Origin of the sequence: Marinobacter mangrovi, assembly GCF_016798325.1 — a bacterium.
Classification (GTDB): Bacteria; Pseudomonadota; Gammaproteobacteria; order Pseudomonadales; family Oleiphilaceae; genus Marinobacter_A; species Marinobacter_A mangrovi.
Genome location: NZ_JAERVO010000001.1, coordinates 511572 through 535083, shown reverse-complemented (window position 1 = coordinate 535083; position 23512 = coordinate 511572). Strand labels below are relative to the sequence as shown.

Genomic DNA, 23512 nt, shown 5'->3' with positions numbered 1-23512 from the left:
GGCCGGTCATGAAGAAACTGATCGACGCCGCGGTTGAGCAGCTTAATGGCATCCTGCTGGGCAAGGATCACCAGGTCCGCCTGTCGGTGTGCTGCCTGCTTGCCCGCGGGCACCTGCTGATCGAGGACATTCCCGGCATGGGCAAGACGACCCTGTCCCACGCGATGGCCCGGGCGATGGACCTCAGCTACACCCGCATCCAGTTCACCAACGATCTGCTGCCCGCAGACGTGTTGGGCTTTTCCATGTACGACAAAGAGGCCGGCAGCCTCGTCTTCCATCCGGGGCCGATCTTTACGCAGGTGGTTCTTGCCGATGAGATCAACCGGGCATCACCGCGCACCCAGAGCGCCCTGCTGGAGGCCATGGAAGAACGCCAGGTCTCCATCGAGGGCGAGACGCGGCCACTGCCCGAACCGTTCTTCGTCATCGCGACCCAGAACCCCCTGGAACAGGGCGGCACGTTTCCGCTGCCGGAATCCCAGCTCGACCGTTTCCTGATGCGCATCGAGCTGGGCTATCCCGATCCCAGGGCCGAACGTGCGCTGCTGGAAGGGGCGGATCGCCGGCAACTGACCGGGCAGCTTCAGCCCATAATTGGCCACGACGACCTGCAGGTGCTGCAACAGGCGGTGGACCGGGTCAAAACCAGCGGGCCGCTGCTGGATTATGTCCAGCGCATCCTGCAACAGAGCCGGCAGATGCCGGGCGTACTCTATGGCCTGTCGCCGCGCGCTGGCCTGGGCCTGATTCGCGCGGCCCGGGCCTGGGCTTTAATGGACGGACGTCACCACGTACTCCCGGACGACGTCCAGGCCGTCTTCCCCGCCGTGGCTCGCCACCGGCTGGAACAGGGCGACCCGGCGCAGAGCCGCCAGCGGGTGCGGCAACTGCTGGAGCAGGTGCCGGTTCTGGCTTGACGGCTTGAAATCCCCACCGAGGACGTCATATCAATCAAATCAGTGACGGCGACACCATAGCCCGGTGCAATAATCCGGATTGGGGTAATCAATTCTGGCGAGCCTGGCTTTCATGCTATTCTCGCCACCATTTACTGAACGGGACCCGGCGGACGTCGCGGGAAGAGCGCTTCGCAACCGGCCCCGAGAGACATGTTTCAAGAGAGAAGGCATCATGAGCGACGTTAAGCACTCCCGACTGATCATCCTGGGCTCGGGCCCGGCAGGCTACACCGCCGCGGTCTATGCCGCTCGCGCCAACCTGAATCCGACCTTGATCACCGGTATCGAAGTGGGTGGCCAGCTCACCACCACCACAGACGTGGACAACTGGCCGGGCGATAACGACGGGGTCCAGGGTCCGGAGCTGATGCAGCGGATGCTGAAACACGCTGAGCGCTTCGAAACCAGCGTGGTGTACGACACCATCAACGAAGCCGACCTGAACCAACGCCCTTTCCGTCTCAAGGGCGACAGTGGCGAATACACCTGCGACGCCCTGATCATTGCGACGGGTGCCTCCGCCATGTACCTGGGCCTGGACTCCGAAGAGAAGTTCAAGGGACAGGGCGTCTCGGCCTGCGCCACCTGTGACGGTTTCTTCTATCGCAAGCAGAAAGTGGCCGTCATCGGCGGTGGCAACACCGCGGTCGAGGAAGCGCTTTACCTGTCCAACATTGCCGACGAAGTCACCCTGGTCCATCGTCGCGACAAGCTGCGCGCCGAAAAAATCCTGCAGGACAAGCTGTTCGAGAAAGAGAAGAACGGCAACGTTCGCATTGTCTGGGATCACACCCTTGATGAAGTTCTGGGCGATGCCACCGGCGTGACCGGTATGCGGATCCGGAACACCAAGACTGGTGACACCCAGGAGATGGAACTGGCGGGCGTGTTTATCGCCATCGGCCACAAGCCCAACACCGACCTATTCCAGGGCCAGCTGGACATGGAAAACGGTTATCTGCGCATCCGCTCCGGCCTGGAAGGCATGGCCACGCAGACGAGCGTGCCAGGCGTGTTTGCCGCAGGTGATGTGGCGGATCACGTCTACCGCCAGGCGGTCACCTCCGCCGGCTTCGGCTGCATGGCAGCGCTCGACGCCGAGCGTTTCCTGGATCAACTGGGCGAATGATCCCGATGGGTGACGGGGCGTACCGACGAGGTGTGCCCCGCCCTTTCCCGAGCCTGCCGTTTTACCGTGTCGCCGCAACAAGGCCATGCTACGCTTGAATCAAGGCGCCACCGGCATCCTCTGGAGCAGCTGATCTCACGATGACTTCATTGCCCTGGCTTGATCCCGACGAACTCTGGTTTCCCGCCCCGGACGATGCGTTGGACGAACCGGATGGCCTGCTTGCCATCGGTGGCGACCTCGCCCCGAAGCGGCTGGAGCTGGCCTATCGCAACGGTATTTTCCCCTGGTTCAGCGACGAGCAACCCATCCTCTGGTGGTCTCCCAACCCACGCTGCGTCCTGTTTCCCGATGAAGTGCACATCGCCCGGCGATTGCGGCGAACCCTGAACCAGCAACGCTACCGGATCACCATCGACCGCAATTTTTCCGGGGTCATACGCAGCTGCGCCGAAGTGAGGGATGAAGGTACCTGGATTACCGAAGAGATGGAGCTGGCCTACAAGCGCTTGTTCCGCCGGGGCCTGGCACACTCCTTCGAAGCCTGGAACGATCATGGCGAACTGGTGGCCGGACTCTACGGCGTGGCCATGGGACGCTGCTTCTTCGGCGAATCCATGTTCACCCGCGAGACCGACGCGTCGAAGGTGGTGTTCGTCCATGTCGCCCGCCAACTCGAGCAATGGGGCTACGCCATGATGGACTGCCAGGTGGAAAACAGTCACTTGATCAGCCTCGGGGCACGGTGTATCCCGCGCTCCCGATTTTTATCTATACTGGGGGAAAACATCGATCAACCGCCCGGCCATCGCCAGTGGAATCTGGAATGGCACTGGGCCCGCAGCGATCGGTAGCAGGAGGTGTGATGAGCAGCCTCAAGACACTGGTATTCTTTGCAACGCCCCCCCATGACTGCAGCTACCTGGCTGACCGAGAGGCGACGACCATGTTCGTCGACCCCCGGGCGCGCGTCGACAAGCGCCTGTACAGTCAGCTGACAGCTCTCGGGTTCCGGCGTAGCGGCTCTCACTATTACCGGCCACATTGCGAAACCTGCAATGCCTGCATCCCGGTGCGCCTCAATGCAAAGGCATTCGAGCCCAACCGGTCCCAGCGCCGGGTGTGGAAACGCAACGAGGACATCACGTTCCGGCTGGCTCCGGCGCGCTTCCAGGAAAACTACTATCGGCTCTATGCACGCTACATAGAGCAACGACACTACGATGGCGACATGTACCCGCCGTCCCGGGAGCAGTTCACCTCCTTCCTCGTTGAAGGGGCCAACCAGAGCGAATTCCTGGAAATGTGGCGCGGTGAGGCCCTGATCGGTCTGGCCGTCGTGGATGCGCTCGACGACGGACTGTCGGCCATCTACACCCTGTTCGAGCCGCAGGAAGAGGACCGCAGCCTCGGCACCCTGGCCATTCTCTGGCAAGTCGAGGAGGCCCAACGCCGGCGCTTGCCTTTCCTGTATCTGGGGTACTGGATTCGCGAGTGCCGCAAGATGAATTACAAGGCTCGATTCAAACCGCTGGAAGCCCTGATTGGCGGCCACTGGCAAGAACTGATTGCCACCGGATAATCCTGCCGCCGGGCCATTCCGGCCAATCAAAGACGGGTCGACCCGTGGTCGTCCCGCAACAGGCGCGTGATCTTTGCCATACGTTCATAATTCAGGCAGAATTGCGCACATTTATTGCGAGGGGCGTCGGTGTACCCTTGATTTTTTCCGTCTCGACCCGACGTTACAGGCTCGTACCCAATACGCTAATGATCGTGAGGTTTCTACTGAATGGCAAAATCTGATGTCATTGAAATGGAAGGCGTCATCATCGACACCCTTCCCAACACCATGTTCCGTGTCGAGTTAACCAACGGCCACGTTGTGACCGCACACATTTCCGGCAAAATGCGGAAGAACTACATCCGCATCCTGACCGGCGACAAGGTCAAGGTTGAGCTGACTCCCTATGACCTGAGCAAGGGCCGCATCGTCTACCGCGCCCGCTAAGACGCTCCGACGCCGAACGCTACAGGCCGTTCGTGCGCCAATAAAAAACCCCGTATAAGCACGGGGTTTTTTATTTCTGATGGCCAGGGTTCCTCTCACTCCCTGTCCGGCGATGAGCACTCCTGTCCACCGGGATTGGTGTAGCAGCGCACCTTCCGCAGGATCGTCATCATATCGTCGTCGTAGACCTGCGCCGCCAGCTGCCCCAGCTCGCTCTGGTTATTATCCAGATCAATCCTGACCTCGCGCAGCATCTCCTGGTAGCCTTGCCTGGCCGACGCAGGGATCTCCACCCAGCGCTCCCGGGGGACCGTGTCCTCGTATTGCCGGATCATCCGCATCGCTTCACTGTATAAGCGGGACACCGCCTTGCGAGAATGGGCGATGAACTCATCGTCAAATGTGCCCGTTTTCGCCACCAGCTGGACGGTCACCTGGCCGACCGGAAAGCGGACGATGCCGCCGGTCTCGCCCATTCCCCGAAACATTTCCAGGACCTCGTAAGCCGCCGCCGGCGCATAGGCCATATCCACCTCACCGCGATTGAACAGACGTGCGAAGTTACTGATTTTGGCACGAACCGGCTGCGCACCGACGTACTCCACCATATGGCGGGCGTCGTAGTGGCCCTCGAACACGGCGATCCGTTTTCCCCGCAGAGCTTCCACCGTATCGATCGACCGATCGTTGACGAACAGGTAGGCGGCGCCCATCGGCGCGACGCCCAACACGGTGTGATCGCCCTGCTCCATTTTGTCGGCCACCCGCCGGCTGGAGAGAATGTGCAGCAACACCTGCAGGTCTTCATAGCGCGGCACCGCGCCAATGGCACTGATGGAGCCGGTAAAGCGGTTGTAATGGCGCACGCCCATGTCCGTAACGGCAATCAGGTCGCAACGACCGGCGTCGAAATCCGCCCGGACCCTGTCCTCATCGGTGTAGGGCGTCATGGTCAGATCTTCCCCATACTGCAGCGCCTTGCGGCGATAGTTCTTGAGAAGATTGTAGACGTAGCCACTGGCACCGGCCACATCGAAGACACAGAATCGCTTGCTGTCCCGGGCCTGCGCTGTCGTCGGCAGCGAGGCGACTATCGCCAGGCCGGCCAGGATAAGAAACAGCCGTTTCATGAATGACTCCCATTTCTCATTATTATCGGGAGCCATATCGCCACAATCCTGACTGGAGAGCCATGTCCGATGGCGCCGTTCTCGGGTGTGATGGGGACAAAGGATCAGGTTGGCATCAAAAGCCGCCTCATCATTCGCGATTGAAGCCGCAGGCAGGCATAAAAAAACCCGCTTCCGGGGAAGCGGGTTTTCAGGGCTGGGAGACCTAGACGGCTTCGGCCGGCTCGTTCTCGTACTCGAACACCAGCTCGTCGTCCTTGAGGTGAACGTGTACCTCACCGCCACTCTCGGCGAGAGCCCCGAACAGGATCTGCTCGGCCAGCGGCCGCTTGATCTTGTCCTGGATCAGGCGTGACATCGGACGAGCGCCCATGGTCACGTCGTAGCCCTTCTCGGCGAGCCAGAGTTTGGCTTCATCGTCCACATGCAGCACAACCCGCTTCTCGTCCAACTGGGCCTGCAGCTCCGTGAGGAACTTGTCGACCACGTGGGTGATCGTATCGCGCTGCAGGTCGGCGAACTGGATGATACCGTCCAGGCGGTTGCGGAATTCCGGTGTGAAGGTCTTGGTAATCACCTCCATACCGTCCGTGCTGTGATCCTGCTCGCTGAAGCCGATGGACCGACGGGTCATGGTTTCCGCGCCCGCGTTGGTGGTCATCACCAGGATGACATGACGGAAGTCCGCTTTGCGGCCGTTGTTATCGGTCAGCGTGCCGTGGTCCATCACCTGCAGCAGCAGGTTGAACACTTCCGGGTGCGCCTTCTCGATCTCATCCAGCAGGAGCACACAGTGCGGTTGTTTGTTCACCGCTTCGGTCAGCAGGCCGCCCTGATCAAACCCGACGTAGCCCGGAGGCGCGCCGATCAGACGGGAGACCGTATGACGCTCCATGTACTCGGACATGTCGAAGCGCACCAGCTCGATACCCAGGATCTTGGCCAGTTGCCGGGTCACCTCGGTCTTGCCCACACCGGTCGGACCCGCAAACAGGAAGGCCCCTTCGGGCTTCTCCGGTGCCTTCAGGCCGGCACGGGCCAGCTTGATCGCCGTGGACAGACTCTCGATCGCACGATCCTGACCGAACACCACCATCTTGAGGTCCCGCTCCAGATTGCGCAGCAGATCCTTGTCGCTGGTGGACACGTTCTTCGGCGGAATGCGCGCAATGGTAGCCACCACATCCTCGATGGAAGACACGCCAATGACCTTGCGGCGCTTGTTGGCCGGCAGCAGGCGCTGGCGGGCACCGGCTTCATCGATCACGTCAATCGCCTTGTCCGGCAGGTGCCGGTCGGTGATGTACCGGTCGGCCAGTTCTGCGGCCACCCGCAGGGCTTTGTCGGTGTACTTGAGATCGTGGTGCTTCTCGAAGTGTGTCTTCAGGCCGCGCAGGATCTGGTAGGTATCGTCCACACTTGGCTCATTGACGTCGATTTTCTGGAAACGACGGGCCAGTGCACTGTCCTTCTCGAAAATGCCGCGGAACTCGGAGAAAGTGGTGGAACCGATACAGCGGATCTCGCCGGAGCTCAGCAGTGGCTTGAGCAGGTTGGACGCATCCATTACGCCACCAGAGGCCGAACCCGCACCGATGATGGTGTGGATCTCATCAATAAACAGGATCGCGTGATCCTCTTTCTTGAGCTCCGCCAGCAGCCCCTTGAAGCGCTTCTCGAAGTCGCCCCGGTACTTGGTGCCGGCCAGCAGCGCGCCCAGATCGAGCGAATAGACCACCGCGTCAGAAATGACATCCGGCACCTGCCCGTCGACGATGCGCTTGGCCAGACCTTCCGCAATGGCGGTCTTGCCGACGCCGGCCTCGCCCACCAGAAGCGGGTTGTTCTTGCGGCGACGCACAAGAATCTGCACGACACGCTCAACCTCGTGCTCGCGGCCGATCAGCGGGTCGATACGGCCCATCCGGGCCTGCTCATTCAGGTTCGTGGCGTAGCTTTCCAGCGGTTTGGAAGAGCTGCCGTCCTCGCCCACTTCTTCCTGAGCGTGATCGCCGCCTTCCTGATCCTCGCTGCCCTGCACACGGGAAATGCCGTGAGAGACGTAGTTGACCACATCAATACGGGCAATGTTCTGTTTTTTCAGGACATAGACTGCCTGACTTTCCTGCTCGCTGAAGATCGCGACCAGGACGTTGGCTCCGGTCACTTCCTTCTTGCCGGAGGACTGGACATGGAAGACGGCCCGCTGCAACACACGCTGGAAGCCCAGTGTCGGCTGGGTCTCGCGCTCGCTGTCGTTGTGGGGAATCAGGGGCGTGGTTGAATCCACGAACTCCAGGAGCTCTTCCTGGAGCCGCTGAAGATCTGCGCCACAGGCCTTCAGGACACCCACGGCCGAGTCATTATCCAGCAGAGCCAACAGCAGGTGCTCTACGGTCATGAACTCATGACGCTTGTCCCGGGCATTCTTGAACGCAGTGTTCAGCGTGATTTCGAGATCTTTACTAAGCATGGGCCACCCCAAGGTCTATCAGTCCGCACGTTCAATCTCGCAAAGCAGCGGGTGTTCGCACTCCGAGGAATACTGATTCACCTGCGCTGCCTTGGTTTCCGCGATGTCACGGGTGTATACCCCACATACGGCTTTTCCCTGCGTATGGACGAGCAGCATCACCTGCGTCGCCTTTTCTTCGTTCATGGCGAAGAACTTCATCAGGACATCAACGACAAAGTCCATCGGTGTGTAATCGTCGTTGAGAAGCACCACTCGATATCGCGCCGGGCGTTTGAGGGCGGGCTTCTCAGGGGAAACCAGCAGACCGTCATCATGATCCGGGTCCTGATCACTGTCCCCCTGATTCAATATTAGTAGAGAATTTTCGATGTTCCGCATGGTTCTTTACCGGATTTTAGATACTCGGGACTTTGCCGAGTTCCTCTCCTTCACTCAAAGTGGATGCCGACCCGCGGGTTTTCAAGATGCTCCGGCCATTCAGCCAGGTCTTTTGGAGTATCCCGCATTGAATTTGCAGTTTCCCGCATGAAATGGGGAGCGATACGCCCGGTATCGCCGCCGCAGGAAATACAGTACCGGATTCGGTGACTGACGGATATGCGGGCTTTCGGGTGATGATTTCAACCCGGCCGCCTCTTTCCATTCGGCCACCGGCGCACTGCGCGTCGCCGCTGTGCCCTTCCGATGACGCAAAAACGCCCCGGGTGCTCATCAGACGATTCATAGTAACGCCTCGGCAGCCCGGTCAACCAGCACTTTGCCTATTGACTCTGTGCGAATATTGGTCAACAGTAGAATTGCCATTGTAAAATTATGTAAAGCCAGGATCGACGCCTGGTCTGGAGCCGTTACCGGGACTGTATTGTTCTGGATCGGAATTTGTAAGTTAATGAATATCAATAATAAGACGAGCAGGAAAACAAGGGAGTGAATCATGCCTCAAGGCAAAGTGAAGTGGTTCAATAATGCCAAGGGTTACGGCTTTATCATAGAAGACGGGGGCAGCGAAGACCTGTTCGCTCACTTCTCAGCTGTACAAATGGATGGCTACAAAACACTGAAAGCCGGCCAAACCGTCAGCTTCGAGAAGAAACCAAGCGACAAGGGAACGCACGCCGTAAACATCGTGCCTCTGGATCGCCTCGAAAAACGGGACGAGCCACCGAAAAAGGCGGCCAATGCCGAACACGACGAGGCCGGCTCGGGTTCCTCCGAAGCCACCCAGGACAACCCGCTCCGAACCGCCCACGCCTGACGGAGCGCGACATAACCACACTTACCCTGAACGTGAGGTGGTTTTAAGGATCTGTCACAAACAGATCACTGTGGCTTGTTGTGCCACGCCCCGATACACACCGGGGACCATGCAACGCTCATAATTCCATGGAAGCCGAGGTCTGGGGGCCTCGGCTTTTTTACGTCTGTCCATTCCAGCGCCCTTCCCGGCGTCCGATCGCTGACGAATCGGTCATAGTGGTGATCGCACCGCTGCTGTAACATTCCAGGCATGCATCGATATTCGCTCCGAGAAAGCCTTCACGCCGGGCACGTTTGACATGGCCGATCTGATCCTGCTCAACAAGCCCTTTAACGTGCTTTGCCAATTCACCGACAATGAAGGTCGGTCAACGTTGGCGGACTTCGTCAGGCAATCCGGCGTGTATCCGGCCGGACGTCTGGATTACGACTCCGAAGGCCTGGTGCTTTTGACCAATGACGGCCAGCTTCAACACCGGATTGCCTCGCCGCGCCTGAAAATGCCAAAAACCTACTGGGTACAGGTCGATGGCGAGATCGACGATGCCGCCCTGGCGCAATTGGAACAGGGCGTTCAATTGAAGGACGGGCCCACACGACCGGCCAAGGCCCGACGCCTGGGCGAACCGGACATCTGGCCGCGCCAGCCCCCGGTCCGCTACCGGGCCAATGTGCCGACCAGCTGGATCGAACTGACCATTACCGAGGGCCGCAACCGGCAAGTCAGACGGATGACCGCCGCTGTCGGTTTCCCGACGCTGCGGCTGATTCGCCGCGCCGTCGGCGACTGGAGTATCGACAACCTGGCCCCCGGAGAAAGTCGCTCACTCAGCATTCACTTGCCTGCCGCGGCAGCAAAAACATCTCGCGGCCAGGGCAGGCCCAGAGCCAAGAAAAGGAACCGATGAATGACCTGGAAACCGCACGCAACCGTCGCCGTCATCACCGAAAAGGATGGCCGCTTCCTGATGGTGGAAGAACGCAGCAACGGCCGCATCGTCTTCAACCAGCCCGCCGGCCATGTCGAGGAGCATGAAACCATCCTCGACGCCGCTCGCCGGGAAGCGCTGGAAGAGACCGGCTGGGCTGTGGAGCCCCAGCATTTCCTGGGGCTTTACACCTATCTCGCACCGGCGAACGGCCGCACCTACTACCGCATGTGCTTTGTCGCCGAAGCGCTGCAGCATGAAACCGAACAACTGGACGACGATATCATTGCAGCCCACTGGCTCACCTACGAGGAGCTGCGCGAGCGCCAGGAATCCCTGCGCAGCCCGCTGGTCCTGCGCTGCGTCGAGGACTACTTGGCCGGCCGTCGATTCCCGTTGTCGGTGATCGTCGATCCAGCGGCCTGAATCCGGCATTGCCTTCCGGGATCTACGGATCACGCTGGCGCGGCAAACCTGTTAGAATGCGCGACATTAGGGGCCTTCAGGGTCCAGCACATGTTTAACGAAACACGGTTTGTCAGCGCCATGACCGAGTCCACGACCAGAGACAACCAGAACACCCGCGTGATCGTCGGCATGTCCGGCGGTGTCGATTCGTCCGTTGCCGCCCTCCTGCTTCAGGAACAGGGCTACGCGGTCGAAGGCCTGTTCATGAAAAACTGGGATGAGGACGACGGCACCGAATACTGCACCGCGATGACCGATCTCGCGGATGCGCAGATGGTGGCCGATAAGATCGGCATCAAGCTGCATACGGCCAGCTTTGCGGCCGAATACTGGGACCGCGTGTTCGAGCACTTCCTGTCGGAATACAAAGCCGGCCGCACCCCGAATCCGGATATCCTGTGCAACAAGGAAGTGAAGTTCCGCGCTTTTCTGGACTACGCGATCACCCTGGGCGCCGACTACATTGCTACCGGCCACTATGCCCGGCGGCGAGTCGACGACAACGGCATTGCGCAGCTGATCAAGGGCCTGGACGACAACAAGGACCAGAGCTACTTCCTCCACGCCGTGTCGGGTGAGCGTATTGCGCGCACCCTGTTTCCGGTCGGCGAGATCGAAAAGCCGGAGGTCCGCCGGATCGCCGAGAAGGCCGGACTGGTGACGCACGACAAGAAGGATTCCACCGGTATCTGCTTCATTGGCGAGCGCAAGTTCCGCGACTTCCTCAAGCAGTACATTCCAGCGCAACCGGGCGACATCGAAACCCCGGACGGCGATGTCATTGGCCGTCATCAGGGATTGATGTATCACACCATCGGACAACGCCAGGGCCTGGGTATCGGCGGCTTGAGTCACTACAGCGACGATCCCTGGTATGTGGCGGAAAAGGACCTCAGCCGTAACGTGCTGATTGCGGTACAGGGCAAACAGCACCCCCTGCTGTTCTCCCGTGGCCTGACTAGCGGCCCCATCGATTGGGTCGCGGGCCATCCGCCAGCCAACGAATTCCGCTGCCATGCCAAGACGCGCTACCGCCAGCCCGACCAGGCCTGCACGGTCACCGTGACCGGCGACGGATGCCGGGTCGTGTTTGATGACGCCCAGCGTGCTGTAACCCCCGGTCAGTCTGTGGTTTTCTATGACGGCGACATCTGCCTGGGTGGCGGCGTGATCGAAACCACCTGGCGGGACGACGCCCCGGCCCTGACCCGCACGGCATCCTGACCCAGCATGACGAACCCATCCAGCTGATGACACTCCAACGTCGTAACGGCCATCAGACAACGCTGTGAGGTAACCTTGAGCCGATCCCTGGAAGAACAGACACTGGCCCTGGCAGGCGTATTCCAGGCTGCCGAACTGGTGCAGCAGATTGCCCATCGCGGCCAGTGCGCGCCGTCCACCTTTGAGACCTGCATTCACTCGCTGTTTGTCACCAACCCGCCGAACACGTTGAGCGTCTACGGCGAATTGCGGGATTTGCGAGAAGGCCTGGCCGTACTCTGCGGTCTGCTGAAGAAGCAGGACGGCCAGCAGGATGTGGAAATCCTGCGTTACGCGCTCAACCTCGTGCACCTGGAAGCCCGGCTGCGCAAACGTCCGGAGATGATGGACATCATCGGCAGCCGCATCGACCAGGCCCGCCACACCGCCGACCATTTCGGCTACAGCCACGCCAACCTGGTCAACAACCTCGCCTCCATTTATACCGACACCATCAGCACCTTCCGCCTGCGCATCCAGGTCACCGGCGATCCCAACCAGCTGCAGGTTCCCGAGAATGCCGCACGGGTTCGCGCACTGCTGCTGGCCGGCATCCGCTCTGCGGTACTCTGGCGCCAGCTGGGCGGGCGCCGCTGGCATCTGGTGGTGTTCCGCAAACGGGTGGTGGAAGTGGCTCAACGGCTTTCGGAGCAGGCCAACCAGGCCGTTTTCCACTGATTCCCGGCGCCGGGTGGTGTATCATAGGCGCCATTTTCCCACGCGGCGATTTGACCAGCCCGGCACACGCCGCTGACCGTATTTGATTGAGTTGAGAGGTTTCTGATGGAATTGACTGCCCTGACCGCTATTTCACCGGTTGACGGCCGGTATGGCGAAAAAGTCCGTGTCTTTCGCGAGATTTTCAGCGAATACGGTCTGATCAGAAACCGCGTCACCGTGGAGATTCGCTGGCTGCAGCAACTGGCAGCCCATCCGGACATCACCGAAGTCCCGGCCCTGTCCGACAGCGCGAACGCCGTGCTGGACAAACTGGTAAGCGAATTCAGCCTGGCCGATGCCGAGAGCATCAAGGCCATCGAGCGCACCACGAACCACGATGTGAAAGCCGTTGAGTACTTCATCAAGGACAGAATCGCGGACACGCCGGAACTCCAGGCCATTACTGAATTCGTGCACTTTGCCTGCACCTCCGAGGACATCAACAACCTGTCACACGGTCTGATGCTGCGCGAAGGGCTGGACCTGGGCCTGGTTCCGGCCATGCAGAAAGTGATCGACCGTCTGACCGAGTTGTCCCGTGAACACGCGGACCAGCCGATGCTGTCCCGCACCCACGGTCAGACCGCATCGCCGTCCACCGTCGGCAAGGAACTGGCGAACGTGGTCTACCGCCTGCGTCGCCAGCTGAAACAGGTTCAGGCCGTGGAAATCCTTGGCAAGATCAACGGTGCTGTCGGCAACTACAACGCACACCTGTCCGCCTACCCGAGTATCGACTGGGCGGCCAACGCCGAATCGTTCGTGACTTCCCTGGGCCTCAACTGGAATCCGTACACCACCCAGATCGAGCCCCACGACTACATTGCCGAGCTGTATGATGCGATTGCCCGTTTCAACACCATCCTGATCGATCTCGACCGGGACATCTGGGGTTACATTTCCCTGGGCTATTTCAAGCAGAAGACCGTGGCCGGCGAAGTGGGCTCCTCCACCATGCCGCACAAGGTCAACCCGATCGATTTCGAAAATTCCGAGGGCAACCTGGGCATCGCCAACGCGCTGTTCGGCCACCTTTCCGCCAAACTGCCGATTTCCCGCTGGCAGCGGGACCTGACCGATTCCACCGTGCTGCGTAACCTGGGCGTCGGCTTCGCCCATAGCCTGATCGCCTACGAAGCAACACTGAAAGGCTTGGGCAAACTGGAAGTGAATCCCGGTCGCCTGGATACTGACCTTGACAACGCCTGGGAAGTGCTGGCCGAACCGATCCAGACCGTCATGCGTCGCTACAACATCGAAAAGCCGTACGAAAAGCTCAAGGAGCTGACCCGCGGCAAGGCTATGACGCCGGAACTGATCCAGGAGTTCGTGCGCAATCTCGACATCCCTGAGGCGGCGAAGGAAGAACTGCTGGCCCTGACCCCGGCCAACTACATCGGCAACGCAGCCGACCAGGCCAAGGCCATCTGATGCAGATTCCCGGTGGACTCGACGCCGACGTTTTCCTGCGCGACTACTGGCAGAAAAAGCCACTGGTGATTCGCCAGGCCTTTCCCGGCCTGGCCTCGCCCGTTTCCGCGGATGAACTGGCCGGTCTGGCCTGTGAAGAAGCCGTTGAATCGCGCATCGTGATCGAAAACGACAACGGGCGGCCCTGGCAGTTGGAAAACGGCCCGTTTGCGCCGGAGCGCTTCGAATCGCTGCCGGCTACGCACTGGACCCTGCTGGTCCAGGGGCTGGATCACTGGGTGCCGGAATTGGCGCCCCTGCTGGACCGGTTCCGCTTTGTTCCCAACTGGCGGCTGGACGACATCATGGCCAGTTACGCGCCGGAAGGCGGCAGCGTGGGACCCCATTACGATCAATATGACGTCTTCCTGCTGCAGGCCGAAGGCGCCCGCGAGTGGCAGTTCGGCGGCCACTGTGACGAAACCTCCCCCCGGGTCGACGGTACGCCGCTGCGCATCCTGAGCGACTGGAACGGTGAAGAGACCGTCGTACTGGAACCCGGCGACATGCTCTACCTGCCACCGGGCGTAGGCCATCACGGTGTCGCTCGGGGGGATTGCATCACCCTCTCCATCGGGTTCCGGGCCCCCAGTTACGACGACATCCTGACCGGCTTCAGCGATTTCCTGTGCAACCAGCCCGGTGCCGATCAACTGCTGCGTGATCCGGATCTGCAACCCCAGGACAATCCGGGTGAAATCACACCGGCCGCTGTGGACGGCGTCAGCCGCATCGTTGCGTCAGCGCTTGAGCGCCGTGATCTCCTGGCGCTCTGGCTGGGCCAATACACCACAGCCCCCAAGAACACGCACATCGTCGTGCCGCCGGAAGAACCGGTGGACGCCGACAGCTTGCGCAGCGCCCTGGCCGAGGGTGCATGGCTGCGCTGGAACGAAGGCTCCCGTTTTGCCTATCATGAACTCGGCGAGCAGACGGCCCTTTTCGTCGACGGCGAACGCTATATGCTGAGCGGCGATGCCCGGATCATGGCACCACTGCTTTGCGCCGGCCATCAGCCCGATCCGGAGCGCATGGCGGAACTGGTCCGGGATGAGGCACTGGGCGGCCTGCTCACCACACTGATCAACCAGGGCAGTCTTTATCTCGAATGGAACTGAAGATCCGAAAATACAGCTGGCAACTGGCGCCCTCGGCGATTCGGGAGATTCGCCAGACCGTCTTCATTGACGAACAGGGCGTACCCGCAGAACTGGAATGGGACGACACGGACGAGATTTCGGACCATTACATCGGCGTGCTGCCGGACAACACCCCGGTCGCCGTCGCGCGGCTGGTGCCCTCGGTCACGGACCTGGGCCGAATCGGGCGCATGGCGATTCTCAAAGAGCACCGTGGTCAGGGATTTGGTGAGCAGATGCTGCGGCATGTCATGCAGGAGGCGTCGGGCCAGTTCGACCAGTTGCACCTGAGCGCCCAGGAGTACGCCGTCCCCTTCTATGAGAAGCTCGGGTTTCACGTTTGCTCCACGCCCTATGACGACGCCGGTATCCCCCACCTCGACATGCGCTGCCTGGCCACACCGCAGATTCTGGCCGATGACAGTGCACCGGTCTTCCCGACCCTGCTCGGCAAGGACGACACCACCTGGCATTTCAACAGCGAACAGGACCACCTCAACCTGATGGATACGGTTGCCGGCCAGGCCAGCCATCGCATCTGGCTCTACGATCGACTGCTGGATCACGAGATCTACGACCGGGAAAGACTGCGCGACATCTTCTCGGAGATGGCCCGCCGTCACCGGATCTGCGAGATTCGCCTGCTGGTCCACGATGACAAGCCCCTGGTCCAGCGCCGACACCAGCTCATCCAGCTGATGAAACGCCTGCCCAGCAAGATCGAGCTGCGGCTGGTCAATCCGGACTACCCCAGCGAAGAGCAGGCCTTCCTGATCGCGGACCGGGAAGGCATTGCCTACCGGCACCGCTTCGACAGCCTCGAGGGCTGGGCCCGATTCGCCGATCCGGGCCGGGTGAAGCTACAGGCCGAGGCCTTCCAGCGCATGTGGGAAACGGCACGCCCGTCGCTGGAACTGCGCGAGCTACCGCTCTGACTGCATATTCGGCTTGACGACCTGATCCTCGAATGACCGGCCAAAGTCGGCAAACTCCACATCCACCTCGGCCGCCACATCGGCAATCAGCCGGCGCAGCCACTGGTGATCCGGATTGTGCTGGAGCAGCGGGCTCCAGGCCATTTTCAGCTCGAACGGCGGAATGGTGAACGGCGGCACCTTGACCACCAGATTGGCATTTTCCCGCTGCAGCCAGGCCGCCCGGCTGGGCAGCGTGGCAATCAGGTCATGCTGCTCGGCAAGCAACATCGCCACCTGGTAGTGCCGGGTGAACACCGAGATACGACGCTTGCGCCCCATCAGGGACAGCGCCTCGTCGACCCAGCCCAGGCGCTGCACGTCCTGCGGATTGACCCCGACGCCCACACCGAACCCCGTCTTGCTCACCCAGATATGGCTGGCATCCAGATAGGTATCCAGCGTGAACGGCTCCCGCAGGATCGGGTTCTGAGCGCTCATCAGGCAGGCGAAGTATTCGGTCCATAGGGTTTTCTGGTGAAACGACTGGGGCAGCTTGTCGAAACGGTTGATGGCCATATCCAGCCGCCCCTGCTCCACATCCGGGAAGCTGACGTCACTGGGCGTGAGCACATCCAGGGTCACGTTGGGCGCCTCCTGACGGATACGACGCAGCACCCGGGGAATCAGGCAGGATTCGGCGTAATCACTGGCCATGATCCGGAAAACCCGGTTACTCTGGGCCGCATCGAATTCGGATTTGGCCTGGACCGCCCGCTCGATGTCTGCCAGCACGTTGCGCACCAACGGCTTGAGCTCAAGGGCCCGCTCGGTCGCGGTCATGCCCTCGCTGGTCCTCACCAGCAGCGGGTCACCAAACAGGTCCCGCAGACGGCGAAGGCCATTACTCATGGCCGGCTGCGTGATCCCGAGATGATTGGCAGCCTTGGTGACGTTCTTTTCCCGCAGCAATACGTCCAGGTAAACCAGCAGGTTGAGGTCGACGCGTGAGATATCCATGCCATAGTCCGTCAGTCAGTGTGGGTCAAAGGCTACCATTCATACTAAAAATACAAAACAAGATAACCATTTATCGAATAAATTTTATGGAATGGACCAATAGCCCTCAGGTTTTACGCACACATAACTTAACCCATTGAAAGTGCGTATTGCGCTATACTCCAAGACGGCTTATCCGGAGCGCATCCAGAACAATGAGAGAGACGGCAGTCTGAACATGGATACAACCACCATCGTCATCTTCTTCGCGATTATCGTTCTTCTTTCCATCGCCGTTATTGTCTTCGTGCAGATCCGGGAAAAAGCCAGGATTGAGCGGGCACGACGCGCCAAGACACTGGAAGACGCCTTTCGCCTGACACAACGTTTGCAGGACGATTTACCCCCGCAGTACCTGACCCGGGATCTGAAATCGATCATGTTGATGCGGGCTGACGAAATCTGTCGTTCGCTGGCCGACATGAAATCCGACCTGCCGGTGAAGCAGTGGGCGGACGAGGTCAAAACCCGCCGCCAAAAGATGGAAGACGGCGCCGACGAGCGATCGCCCCAACGGATCGACACCCCCGCCCGCGCCGCCGAGGTGAAGAACCTGCTGCAGTCCCTGTTTCGGCTGGTCGAAGGCATGCAGAAGCGGAATCGGATCGATTCGAAAATCGCCCGCAAAAACCTGAAGCTGGTGCTTTTCCTGATTCACAAGACCCAGGCTGACTACCACGTCTCACAAGCCCGTGAGATGATCCGGCAGAATCAGATCCGTAAAGCGATTCACGCCTACCATCTGGCCTCCACCGAACTGGGCAAGGCCAAGGATAACCCGATGGCCGTCAAAGCCATCAAGAGCTTCCGCACCCGCATCAAGGAACTGGAAGCCATGGCCAACGCTGAAGAAGGTGGCGAGACCCGGCATCAGGAAAAGCACCGGCTCGATAAGGAATGGGATTCTTTCCTGCACGAAGAGGAAGAATGGAAGAAAAAGGCAGACTACGACGATTAGCGTCTGGTTCCAGTGAAACAGGGATTGTTTAGACTGTGAGTACGCCGTTCACCAAACGCCTGTCCTTCCGGCTGACCCGTAATACGGTGCTGCTGGCCATGGCGCTGGGCATTCTCCTCAACATGGTGCAGGTGACCCTGGATTATTTCAGCGCCCGCGAAAGCATGGACGAGGAAATCCGGGCGTTAATGGACATCAGTTTCAGCCCCGCCTCACAGATCGCCTACAACATCGACACCCGACTGGCCAAGGAACTGCTCGACGGCCTGCTGCGCCATCCGGCCATCGTGGACGCCCGCATTGTCGATCCCGATGGTCGCATCCTGGCTGCGTCGACCCGGCCCTCGACGGATTCCGCGTACCGCTTCCTGAGCGACTTCCTGTTCGGCCCCAATCGGGAATACAGCGAGAACCTGCGCGTACCCCAGCTGGAGGAAATCCCGCTGGGCCAACTGGAAGTGCGCATCGACACCTACCATTACGGCACGGCGTTCCTGAGCCGGGCAGCCTACACGCTGGTAAGCGGGTTCCTGAAGAGCCTGATTCTCAGCGTTATCCTGCTGTTCATCTTCTACTTCATCCTGACCAAACCGCTGATGCGGGTCATCCAGGCCCTGCACGAAGTGGACCCCAGAGCACCGGAAAAGATTCGTCTGCCGGTGCCCCGCAATCATGAGTCCGATGAGATTGGCCAGATGGTGGGCATCATTAACCAGCATCTGGACACCATTGACAGCAGCCTCGACCAGGTTCGTCTGGCCGAAAGCAAGATGAAGCACTATTCCTCCAAGCTGGAACGGGAGGTCGAGGACCGCACCCGGGAGATTTCGGAGAAGAACGAAGCACTGCAGCGGGGCAATCGTGCCCTGATCCGGGCCAAGGAGGATGCCGTGCACCGGGCCCGCAGCCGGGCCAACTTCCTGGCCAGCATGAGTCACGAGATCCGCACCCCGCTCAACGGGGTGCTGGGCATGCTCAGCCTGTCCCTGGAAAGCGAACTGTCGCCGAGCCAGCGCAATCGCCTGGAGATTGCCTATAACGCCGGCCAGAGCCTGCTTGGTCTGCTCAACGACATCCTCGATATTTCCAAAGTGGAAGCGGGCAAACTGAATCTCGAAGCCATCGAGTTCAACCTGCGGGAAGTCATCGAGGAGTGCGCCACGCTGCTGAGCCAGCAAGCCCTCAGCCGGAATGTGGAATTGGTCATCGATATCGACCCGGCCCTGCCCGAAACGCTGCAGGGCGATCCCACCCGGGTTCGCCAGATCATCAATAACCTGCTGGGCAACGGCATCAAGTTCACGGAATCCGGCGAAGTCCGCATCCGAGCCGTCACGCGTAATGGCGAGACTCGCATCGACGTGATCGATACCGGCATTGGCATGAACGACGAAACGCTGCGCCGGATTTTCTCTCCCTTTTCACAGGGCAAGGCCGACACGACCCGCCGTTATGGCGGCACCGGCCTGGGCCTGACGCTCTGTCGCCAGCTGGTGGAACGGATGCACGGGCACATTACCGTGGAATCCCGTGAAAACCAGGGCACCCATTTCACCGTGATCCTGCCCCTGCCGGTTCGGGCGTCGGCCAGTAAAGACGCGTTCACCCGATCGCACCTGCGTGATCAGGGCGTCATTCTCGATATTCCCCACGACAATCCGCACCGCCTGCCCCTCGAACGCCAACTGCAGGCCTGGCAGATTCCTGTCCGGGCAAAAGGAGACGGTCAGGCCGCGGCCTACCTGTGCGACAGCAAGACACTGACGCGCGGCTCGCTGGCCGACCGCACCCTGGACTGCCCACTGGTGCTGATCGGCGAGCCGGAACAGGCCATCCATACGGTCTCCGGCCAGAAAGTGCGCGCCATCGCCCTGCCCCTTCGGCGGAACCAGTTGGAGCAGACACTGCTCGAGGCCATCGGCGACACCGCCACCAGCCCTCAGGCCGAGGCCGCGGCGGAATCCCGCCCCAGCCCGGATCTCAGCATCCTTCTGGTGGAAGACAATCGCGTCAACCAGATCGTGGCCAGCAGTATGCTGCGCAAACTGGGTTATCGCGTGGATCTGGCGGAGAACGGCGAGCGCGCCCTGACGGCGCTGAGCAACCAGCATTACGACATCGTGCTGATGGACTGTCAGATGCCGGTCATGGACGGCTATGCGGCCACCGAGCGCATCCGCAAACATCCGGAGTGGCGTGACCTGCCGGTCATCGCCGTCACCGCCAATGTGATGCAGGGCGACAAGGACGACTGCCTCGCCGCCGGCATGAACGACTACGTCACCAAGCCTTATAACAAGGACGAACTGCGCCAGGTGATCGAGCGCTGGGCCGGCCAGTCCGTCAATCAGGGCAGCTGATCCAGCAGCGATTGCAAACTGCGACGGAGATCCTGCGCCTGCTCCAGATCCAGGCCACTGCGACAGAGCAGTTCGCCCGGCACCTCCAGAGCCTGCTTGCGCAGCGCCCGCCCTTCTTCCGTCAACGCCAGGGTGACCACGCGCTCGTCGTCGGGATGGCGCCGGCGCAGCACCAGATTGCGGGCTTCCAGTCGCTTGAGCAGCGGCGTCAACGTGCCGGAGTCCAGCTTCAGACGCCGGCCCACGAACGACACGCTGACCGGCTCACCGTCCGCCCCCCTTCCGCCGCCGGCTGGATCCGCTTCCCAGAGAACCAGCATCACCAGGTACTGCGGGTAGGTCAGCCCCAATGCCTCCAACAACGGGCGATAGAGCCCGGTGACGGCGCGGTTGGCGGCGTACAGCGCAAAGCAGACCTGGTTATCCAGCGCCAGGGGATCGTGATAGTCCGTCATCAGAGCAGCTTTTCGATGTCCTTGCGGATGTCTTGCGGCTTGGCCGTGGGAGGGTAGCGCTTGACCACGTCCCCGTTCCGGTTGACCAGGAACTTGGTGAAGTTCCACTTGATCTTCTCCGAGCCCATCAGGCCCTTGGCCTGGTGCTTGAGGAAGCGATACAGCGGATGGGTGTTGTCGCCGTTGACCTCAATCTTGGCGAACATGGGGAAGTCCACACCGTAGTTCAGGCTGCAGAACTGTTCGATCTCGTTATTGTCGCCCGGATCCTGGCTCATGAACTGGTTGCAGGGAAAACCGAGCACATCGAAACCTTCGCCGCCCAGTTCCTGGTGCAGCGTCTGCAAGCCTTCGAACTGTGGCGTGAAGCCGCACTTGCTCGCCGTGTTTACGATCAGCAATACCTGACCGCGGTAGTCGGCCATGGACTTGGTGTTGCCCTTGATGTCCTGGACTTCGATGTCGTAAAGACTGTCAGCTGTCATTCCGTCGTCTCCTGTGGTGCCGGCTGAGCCGGTTTGTCGTTATTTATATTGCCATCAATTAAATTGCGCACAACAAGAATACCGCAAACCGATCGTCCTGTCTGGTCCCAAGAGGTCAATCGACGGTCATTGAGAGCATCCGGCTGATGTGGGCGAACGGCCGTCCGGATTGCGCGCGCCAGGCGACGAAAGCGTCGTTGACGGCCTGCTTGTCCGCCTTGCGGGTGGGCTTGCTGTCGATAACATCGGAAGCCTGCAGCGCGGCAATCACGTCATCGGTCAACAGGAAGGTATCGCGACCGACCAGGCGCAGGAAGCGCGCGCCGGAATGCCCGCCCATCCGCTGGAAGCGCTTGCCCAGCCAGGCCCACAGACCAAAGAGGTCTTCGTCGGGCCAGTCCGCCAGGAACCGGCCAAAACCGCCTTCCAACTGGCTAACCCGCTGCATCTCACCGGCATTGAAGGGAATCGTACGCAGCTTGCCCCAGTGACGGATCAGGTCCGGGTTCTGCATCGCCGCCTCCAGCTGCTCTTCGGACAACAGCATCAGTTTTTCCGGCTCGAAGCCCCAGAACCAGGTCTCGAAAGCCGGCCAGCGATCGTTGATGACGCTGTGCTTCATGCCGGCCTGAAAAATCCGACGGGTCATCGTGGACAGGTAGTAGGCATCCGGCAGTGCCGCCAGCTCGTCACTCGAACGCACCGCCGGCAGACGCCCGGCAAGGGCTTCAGGGCCGCCGGCCCGGGCAGCGGCCCGATCCTCTATCACCTGGAATGACAGCATGCAGAACTCCTTTCGATGGGGTTTCGAACTGTACCGGACTGACAATGCGATACTGTGTCGATCAAAATCCGGGCCATTGTGCCACTATTCATCACAATTCAGGAGTGTTCCGGCCTTTCTACCGTCCCGGCGGTTTGGCTAGAATAAGGAACTTCCGGGCGACGTCCCCTCGCTTCTCTGGCACCCTCTCCAGACGGTCAGCACAAGGTTCTTGGCGAACCGGTACTTACCAGGCGGTTTGCAGGGCCCAACTGTGGCGGCGGTCAGGGTCCGGAACATCATTTGCCAACGAATAATCAGGAAACGAGCAACATGCAGAACCTCAAGAAGTCCTCGAAGCTGGATAACGTGTGTTATGAAATCCGCGGTCCGGTTCTGCGTGAAGCCCGTCGCCTCGAAGAAGAAGGCCACCGCGTCCTCAAACTGAATATCGGCAACCCGGCGGCGTTCGAACTGGACGTGCCGGAAGAAATCCAGCAGGACGTCATCTACAACATGCATTCTGCCCAGGGCTATGTGGAGTCCAAAGGTCTCTTCTCGGCCCGAAAGGCCGTCATGCACTACTGCCAGCAACGTGGCATCGACAAGGTCGACATCGACGACATCTACTTGGGCAACGGTGTCAGTGAGCTGATTGTCATGTCCATGCAGGCGCTGCTCAACACCGGCGATGAAGTGCTCGTCCCGGCCCCCGATTACCCGCTGTGGACCGCGGCCGTCACCCTGTCCAGCGGCAAGCCGGTGCACTACCACTGCGACGAAGCCCAGGACTGGTTCCCGGATATCGACGACATCAAGAGCAAGATCACGTCCCGGACCCGGGCGATTGTGGTGATCAACCCGAACAATCCCACCGGCGCCGTCTATCCGCCGGAGTTGCTGGAACAGATTGTGGAGCTGGCCCGCCAGCACAACCTGATCGTGCTGTCCGACGAGATCTACGACAAGATCCTCTACGACGGCGCCACTCATGTTTCCACCGCCTCCCTGGCCGACGACGTGCTGTTCTTCACCTACAACGGCCTGTCCAAGAACTACCGTGCCGCCGGCTACCGTTCCGGCTGGATGATCATCAGCGGCGCCAAGCATAAGGCCATCGACCTGATCGAGGGCATCGAGATGCTGGCCTCCATGCGCCTGTGTTCCAACGTGCCCGCGCAGCTGGCGATCCAGACCGCGCTGGGTGGGTATCAGTCCATCAACGATCTGGTGGCTCCGGGTGGCCGGCTCTACGAGCAGCGCGAGACCGCCTGGTCCCTGCTGAACGACATCCCAGGTGTCAGCTGTGTGAAGCCCCAGGGCGCGCTCTACATGTTCCCGCGCCTGGACCCCAAGCGTTACCCGATCCATAACGACGAAAAACTGGTGCTCGACCTGCTGCTGCAGGAACGCATCCTGCTGGTCCAGGGATCGGCGTTCAACATCGACGACAAACAGCACCTGCGGGTCGTTTTCCTGCCTCGAGTGGATACGCTGGAAGACGCCATGAAACGTCTGGCACACTTCCTGGCGACGTATCAGCAGTAATTCACCGGCAAAGCGA

Annotated in this window: 23 protein-coding genes; 16 read left to right on the top strand and 7 right to left on the bottom strand. The window is 60.4% G+C overall.

Features of this window, described 5'->3' with window-relative positions; translation table 11 throughout:
- Positions 1–8 precede the first annotated feature (8 nt).
- The 5 genes from JL474_RS02375 to infA all read left to right on the top strand — a co-directional run bounded on the left by JL474_RS02375 (position 9) and on the right by infA (position 4102).
- Positions 9–920: an AAA family ATPase gene (locus JL474_RS02375; RefSeq protein WP_203140781.1), complete on the top strand. Its 912-nt coding sequence runs from the start codon at positions 9–11 to the stop codon at positions 918–920.
- A 214-nt stretch (positions 921–1134) separates the two neighbouring features.
- Positions 1135–2091, top strand: coding sequence for a thioredoxin-disulfide reductase (gene trxB, locus JL474_RS02370; RefSeq protein ID WP_203140780.1), 957 nt, complete (start codon positions 1135–1137; stop codon positions 2089–2091).
- A 140-nt stretch (positions 2092–2231) separates the two neighbouring features.
- Positions 2232–2945: a leucyl/phenylalanyl-tRNA--protein transferase gene (gene aat / locus JL474_RS02365; protein WP_203140779.1), complete on the top strand. Its 714-nt coding sequence runs from the start codon at positions 2232–2234 to the stop codon at positions 2943–2945.
- A gap of 11 nt (positions 2946–2956) precedes the next feature.
- Entirely contained in the window at positions 2957–3673 is a 717-nt protein-coding gene (locus JL474_RS02360; protein WP_123633492.1) for an arginyltransferase, read from the top strand.
- A gap of 210 nt (positions 3674–3883) precedes the next feature.
- Positions 3884–4102 carry a translation initiation factor IF-1 gene (infA, locus tag JL474_RS02355; RefSeq protein WP_123633493.1) on the top strand — a complete coding sequence of 73 codons (219 nt, stop codon included), beginning with the start codon at positions 3884–3886 and terminating at the stop codon, positions 4100–4102.
- Between the two features lie 95 nt (positions 4103–4197).
- Here the strand turns inward: infA and JL474_RS02350 are convergent, their stop codons facing one another.
- The 3 genes from JL474_RS02350 to clpS form a co-directional block, all read right to left on the bottom strand.
- Positions 4198–5232 carry a putative solute-binding protein gene (locus JL474_RS02350; RefSeq protein WP_203140778.1) on the bottom strand — a complete coding sequence of 345 codons (1035 nt, stop codon included), beginning with the start codon at positions 5230–5232 and terminating at the stop codon, positions 4198–4200.
- 205 nt (positions 5233–5437) lie between these two features.
- The gene (gene clpA, locus JL474_RS02345; protein ID WP_203140777.1) at positions 5438–7705 is read right to left on the bottom strand and encodes an ATP-dependent Clp protease ATP-binding subunit ClpA; all 2268 of its coding nucleotides are present in this window, start codon (positions 7703–7705) and stop codon (positions 5438–5440) included.
- 18 nt (positions 7706–7723) lie between these two features.
- Positions 7724–8086 carry an ATP-dependent Clp protease adapter ClpS gene (gene clpS / locus JL474_RS02340; RefSeq protein ID WP_123633496.1) on the bottom strand — a complete coding sequence of 121 codons (363 nt, stop codon included), beginning with the start codon at positions 8084–8086 and terminating at the stop codon, positions 7724–7726.
- A 556-nt stretch (positions 8087–8642) separates the two neighbouring features.
- On the opposite strand from clpS, the gene cspD reads away from it, so the two are divergent.
- The 8 genes from cspD (at position 8643) to JL474_RS02300 (ending at position 15889) form a co-directional block, all read left to right on the top strand.
- Positions 8643–8963, top strand: a complete 321-nt coding sequence (gene cspD / locus JL474_RS21670; protein ID WP_203140776.1) for a cold shock domain-containing protein CspD — start codon at positions 8643–8645, stop codon at positions 8961–8963.
- A gap of 301 nt (positions 8964–9264) precedes the next feature.
- Complete coding sequence (locus tag JL474_RS02330) at positions 9265–9873, top strand: pseudouridine synthase (RefSeq protein ID WP_203140775.1); 609 nt, start codon at positions 9265–9267, stop codon at positions 9871–9873.
- A complete protein-coding gene (locus JL474_RS02325; RefSeq protein ID WP_123633499.1) occupies positions 9874–10320 on the top strand; it encodes an NUDIX hydrolase in 447 nt (148 codons plus the stop codon).
- A gap of 120 nt (positions 10321–10440) precedes the next feature.
- Positions 10441–11586, top strand: a complete 1146-nt coding sequence (gene mnmA / locus JL474_RS02320) for a tRNA 2-thiouridine(34) synthase MnmA (protein WP_203141287.1) — start codon at positions 10441–10443, stop codon at positions 11584–11586.
- A 75-nt stretch (positions 11587–11661) separates the two neighbouring features.
- A complete protein-coding gene (gene hflD / locus JL474_RS02315; RefSeq protein ID WP_203140774.1) occupies positions 11662–12303 on the top strand; it encodes a high frequency lysogenization protein HflD in 642 nt (213 codons plus the stop codon).
- Positions 12304–12408: 105 nt separating this feature from the next.
- Complete coding sequence (gene purB / locus JL474_RS02310; RefSeq protein WP_123633501.1) at positions 12409–13776, top strand: adenylosuccinate lyase; 1368 nt, start codon at positions 12409–12411, stop codon at positions 13774–13776.
- Positions 13776–14933: a ribosomal protein uL16 3-hydroxylase gene (locus tag JL474_RS02305; protein WP_203140773.1), complete on the top strand. Its 1158-nt coding sequence runs from the start codon at positions 13776–13778 to the stop codon at positions 14931–14933. The genes purB and JL474_RS02305 overlap by 1 nt, the downstream gene beginning before the upstream one ends.
- Positions 14924–15889 (top strand): GNAT family N-acetyltransferase, encoded by a 966-nt coding sequence (locus JL474_RS02300; RefSeq protein WP_203140772.1) that lies wholly within the window; start codon positions 14924–14926, stop codon positions 15887–15889. The genes JL474_RS02305 and JL474_RS02300 overlap by 10 nt, the downstream gene beginning before the upstream one ends.
- Here the strand turns inward: JL474_RS02300 and JL474_RS02295 are convergent.
- Positions 15878–16888, bottom strand: a complete 1011-nt coding sequence (locus tag JL474_RS02295; RefSeq protein WP_203140771.1) for a LysR family transcriptional regulator — start codon at positions 16886–16888, stop codon at positions 15878–15880. The two genes, JL474_RS02300 and JL474_RS02295, sit on opposite strands and share 12 nt — an antisense overlap.
- A gap of 217 nt (positions 16889–17105) precedes the next feature.
- On the opposite strand from JL474_RS02295, the gene JL474_RS02290 reads away from it, so the two are divergent.
- Both JL474_RS02290 and JL474_RS02285 read left to right on the top strand, forming a co-directional pair.
- Complete coding sequence (locus JL474_RS02290; RefSeq protein WP_203140770.1) at positions 17106–17885, top strand: hypothetical protein; 780 nt, start codon at positions 17106–17108, stop codon at positions 17883–17885.
- Between the two features lie 35 nt (positions 17886–17920).
- Positions 17921–20245: a hybrid sensor histidine kinase/response regulator gene (locus tag JL474_RS02285; RefSeq protein WP_328797761.1), complete on the top strand. Its 2325-nt coding sequence runs from the start codon at positions 17921–17923 to the stop codon at positions 20243–20245.
- Here the strand turns inward: JL474_RS02285 and JL474_RS02280 are convergent.
- From JL474_RS02280 to JL474_RS02270, 3 genes are all read right to left on the bottom strand, one after another.
- Complete coding sequence (locus JL474_RS02280; RefSeq protein WP_203140769.1) at positions 20233–20700, bottom strand: MarR family winged helix-turn-helix transcriptional regulator; 468 nt, start codon at positions 20698–20700, stop codon at positions 20233–20235. The two genes, JL474_RS02285 and JL474_RS02280, sit on opposite strands and share 13 nt — an antisense overlap.
- Positions 20700–21185: a glutathione peroxidase gene (locus JL474_RS02275; RefSeq protein ID WP_123633507.1), complete on the bottom strand. Its 486-nt coding sequence runs from the start codon at positions 21183–21185 to the stop codon at positions 20700–20702. The genes JL474_RS02280 and JL474_RS02275 overlap by 1 nt, the downstream gene beginning before the upstream one ends.
- A gap of 115 nt (positions 21186–21300) precedes the next feature.
- Positions 21301–21969, bottom strand: a complete 669-nt coding sequence (locus tag JL474_RS02270; RefSeq protein ID WP_203140768.1) for a DNA-3-methyladenine glycosylase I — start codon at positions 21967–21969, stop codon at positions 21301–21303.
- A 312-nt stretch (positions 21970–22281) separates the two neighbouring features.
- Here JL474_RS02270 and JL474_RS02265 point away from each other — a divergent pair, with 312 nt between their 5' ends.
- On the top strand, positions 22282–23496 hold the full coding sequence (locus tag JL474_RS02265) for a pyridoxal phosphate-dependent aminotransferase (RefSeq protein WP_123633509.1): 1215 nt from the start codon (positions 22282–22284) through the stop codon (positions 23494–23496).
- Positions 23497–23512: the final 16 nt, after the last annotated feature.

Coding starts and splice junctions, on each gene's coding strand:
- JL474_RS02375 (WP_203140781.1), top strand. CDS start 9: ATGAAGAAACTGATCGACGCCGCGGTTGAGCAGCTTAATGGCATCCTG.
- trxB (WP_203140780.1), top strand. CDS start 1,135: ATGAGCGACGTTAAGCACTCCCGACTGATCATCCTGGGCTCGGGCCCG.
- aat (WP_203140779.1), top strand. CDS start 2,232: ATGACTTCATTGCCCTGGCTTGATCCCGACGAACTCTGGTTTCCCGCC.
- JL474_RS02360 (WP_123633492.1), top strand. CDS start 2,957: ATGAGCAGCCTCAAGACACTGGTATTCTTTGCAACGCCCCCCCATGAC.
- infA (WP_123633493.1), top strand. CDS start 3,884: ATGGCAAAATCTGATGTCATTGAAATGGAAGGCGTCATCATCGACACC.
- JL474_RS02350 (WP_203140778.1), bottom strand. CDS start 5,232: ATGAAACGGCTGTTTCTTATCCTGGCCGGCCTGGCGATAGTCGCCTCG.
- clpA (WP_203140777.1), bottom strand. CDS start 7,705: ATGCTTAGTAAAGATCTCGAAATCACGCTGAACACTGCGTTCAAGAAT.
- clpS (WP_123633496.1), bottom strand. CDS start 8,086: ATGCGGAACATCGAAAATTCTCTACTAATATTGAATCAGGGGGACAGT.
- cspD (WP_203140776.1), top strand. CDS start 8,643: ATGCCTCAAGGCAAAGTGAAGTGGTTCAATAATGCCAAGGGTTACGGC.
- JL474_RS02330 (WP_203140775.1), top strand. CDS start 9,265: ATGGCCGATCTGATCCTGCTCAACAAGCCCTTTAACGTGCTTTGCCAA.
- JL474_RS02325 (WP_123633499.1), top strand. CDS start 9,874: ATGACCTGGAAACCGCACGCAACCGTCGCCGTCATCACCGAAAAGGAT.
- mnmA (WP_203141287.1), top strand. CDS start 10,441: ATGACCGAGTCCACGACCAGAGACAACCAGAACACCCGCGTGATCGTC.
- purB (WP_123633501.1), top strand. CDS start 12,409: ATGGAATTGACTGCCCTGACCGCTATTTCACCGGTTGACGGCCGGTAT.
- JL474_RS02305 (WP_203140773.1), top strand. CDS start 13,776: ATGCAGATTCCCGGTGGACTCGACGCCGACGTTTTCCTGCGCGACTAC.
- JL474_RS02300 (WP_203140772.1), top strand. CDS start 14,924: ATGGAACTGAAGATCCGAAAATACAGCTGGCAACTGGCGCCCTCGGCG.
- JL474_RS02295 (WP_203140771.1), bottom strand. CDS start 16,888: ATGGATATCTCACGCGTCGACCTCAACCTGCTGGTTTACCTGGACGTA.
- JL474_RS02290 (WP_203140770.1), top strand. CDS start 17,106: ATGGATACAACCACCATCGTCATCTTCTTCGCGATTATCGTTCTTCTT.
- JL474_RS02280 (WP_203140769.1), bottom strand. CDS start 20,700: ATGACGGACTATCACGATCCCCTGGCGCTGGATAACCAGGTCTGCTTT.
- JL474_RS02275 (WP_123633507.1), bottom strand. CDS start 21,185: ATGACAGCTGACAGTCTTTACGACATCGAAGTCCAGGACATCAAGGGC.
- JL474_RS02270 (WP_203140768.1), bottom strand. CDS start 21,969: ATGCTGTCATTCCAGGTGATAGAGGATCGGGCCGCTGCCCGGGCCGGC.
- JL474_RS02265 (WP_123633509.1), top strand. CDS start 22,282: ATGCAGAACCTCAAGAAGTCCTCGAAGCTGGATAACGTGTGTTATGAA.